This window comes from Streptacidiphilus neutrinimicus, assembly GCF_000787815.1.
GTDB classification, from domain to species: domain Bacteria; phylum Actinomycetota; class Actinomycetes; order Streptomycetales; family Streptomycetaceae; genus Streptacidiphilus; species Streptacidiphilus neutrinimicus.
In genome coordinates this window covers 64,114-66,162 of record NZ_BBPO01000026.1, presented here as the reverse complement: position 1 = coordinate 66,162, position 2,049 = coordinate 64,114, and the positions used below count along the sequence as shown (strand labels likewise).

Annotated in this window: 3 protein-coding genes; 2 read left to right on the top strand and 1 reads right to left on the bottom strand. The window is 69.5% G+C overall.

Translation table 11 applies throughout. The features are described 5' to 3' along the window. Positions 1 to 857: polysaccharide deacetylase family protein (locus tag TR48_RS18350; protein ID WP_042368534.1), on the bottom strand; the 857-nt coding region annotated here is incomplete at its 3' end. A 357-nt stretch (positions 858 to 1,214) separates the two neighbouring features. On the opposite strand from TR48_RS18350, the gene TR48_RS18345 reads away from it, so the two are divergent. Then, positions 1,215 to 1,841, top strand: a complete 627-nt coding sequence (locus TR48_RS18345) for a hypothetical protein (protein ID WP_152628029.1) — start codon at positions 1,215 to 1,217, stop codon at positions 1,839 to 1,841. A 12-nt stretch (positions 1,842 to 1,853) separates the two neighbouring features. Further along, positions 1,854 to 2,049: Smr/MutS family protein (locus TR48_RS18340; RefSeq protein WP_042368530.1), on the top strand; the 196-nt coding region annotated here is incomplete at its 3' end.

Below are 2,049 nucleotides of genomic sequence, written 5' to 3'. Positions count from 1 at the left end.
TGGTGGCCGGGGAAGGGGATCGACTGCAGCGGGAAGTCCCACAGGCCCAGCTTCTTGCTCGGCCACATCTGGTTGCCGCCCGGCGAGCTCGCGTCGTACTTCCAGCCCATCGCCGCTGCCGTGGGCAGCAGTTGCTTCTGGCCGAGCAGGCACGGGGTGCGGCCGCCGATCAGCTCCTTGCGGTAGTCGAACGGCAGCGGGTCCATGTCATGGAAGCCGGTGTTCGTCTTCCACTTCTCGACGAAGCCGATGGCCTGCTCCAGCTCGCTGCGCCACTGCGCCGACGTCCAGGTGCCGACACCGGTGCCGGGGCTGCAGAAGTGGCCGTTGAAGTGGGTGCCGATCTCGTGGCCCTCCAGCCACGCCTGGCGGACCTGCTCCAAGGTCATCTTCACGTGGTCGTCGGCGAGGTAGCCGATGTCGGAGGCGCCGGGCTTGTGGCCCGGAGGCAGGTAGAGGTGTTTCTTGCCCTCGGGCAGCACGTAGATGCCGGACAGGAAGAACGACATCGTCGCCTTGACCTCCTGGGCGACGCTGCGGAAGTGCGAGAACAGCTGCTTGCTGTCCTCGCCGGCCCCGTCCCAGGAGAAGACCACGAACTGCGGCGGACGCTGGCCCGGCTCCAGACGCTGGGGCGCCGGCTGGTTCGGCTGCGGTCCTGTGTCGGCCATCGACCCGTCACCGATCAGGTTGACCGGTGACGCGCTCGGCGAACCGGACACCCCGCCCACGGGCTGCCCGTCCCCGCCCGCGGTCCTCGTGCCCCCGCCGGAGCGTCCGCAGGCGGACACGCCCAGCGCCGCCGCCGTGGCGATCGCTCCCCCGGCGAGCACGTTCCTGCGAGACAACGCTCCCATGCTTCGTTCCTGCCTTTCGCGCTGTTCGATTTGGATCTTCAGCTGATCGTTCAGCTGTGCGCTCCTTGGGACGCCTGTCCGGCATCGATCGGTTCACCCCGATCGCTCCGGATATAAACATTCCACACAGCATCCCTCACCCGGACGCGGCCGCGTTCCGGAGATCCACCGGAGATTCAGTCGCCAGTACGTTTCCTGAGGAGGTGTCCCACAGGAACTCCCGGGGAAACTCACACGAACGTGTGCGTCTGACGCGGGGCGGCTACGCTGCGGCAGGTCCGATGAGATCACCCGCCGCCCGGCGGTTTCCATCCGTCGGACGGCTGGAATCCGAAGCGGATCGGGGGGAACGCGCAGGTGGGCGTCGATTGGGGCACGGTATCGGCGATTCTGACGGCAGGTGGGACGCTGGTGCTGGCCGTGGCCAGCTTCGCCTCCATCCGCTCCGCCGAACGCGCGGCGCGCTCGGCGGAACGCGCGCTCCAGGTCTCGCTGCGCCCCGTGCTCGTCGGGGCCCGCCCCAGCGACCCGCAGCAGAAGCTCATCTGGACCGACGGCCACAGCGCCCACCTCGCCGGCGCGGCGGGCTACGCCCACCTGGGCGAGGACGCGATCTACCTCGGCGCGGCCCTGCGCAACCTCGGCCCGGGCCTCGGTATCGTCCACGGCTGGTCGCTCCGGGAGGGCGACGCCCCCGTGGACGCGTCCGGCTTCCGCCGCCAGGGCCTGGACATGTACATCGCGCCGTCCGACCACGGTACCTGGCACGCGGCGCTGCGCGACCCGCAGGACCCGGCCTTCGCCGCCCTGGCGGACCAGGTGAAGAACCGTGAGCGGATCAACGTCGACCTCCTCTACGGCGACCACGAGGGAGGGCAGCGGACGGTCACCCGTCTGTCGCTGATACCGAAGCGCTCGGACGAGGGCTGGCTGTGCCAGACCGTCCGGCACTGGAACCTCGACCGCCCCGACCCCCGCGAGTGAGGCTCTGAACCGATGCGCAGTCTCGATCTGCACCCGATCTTCCGCAACAACCGCGACATCGAGCTGGCGATGCGCCAGTTCCTCTTCGCCTGCGCCCAGTCGGGCGAGGCCACCGCCGAGATCATCCCGGGCAAGGGCTCGGGGCAGCTGAAGCGGCGGGTGCTCGCCTTCCTCGACCAGAAGCACATCCGCAAGCTGTACGCCCGCC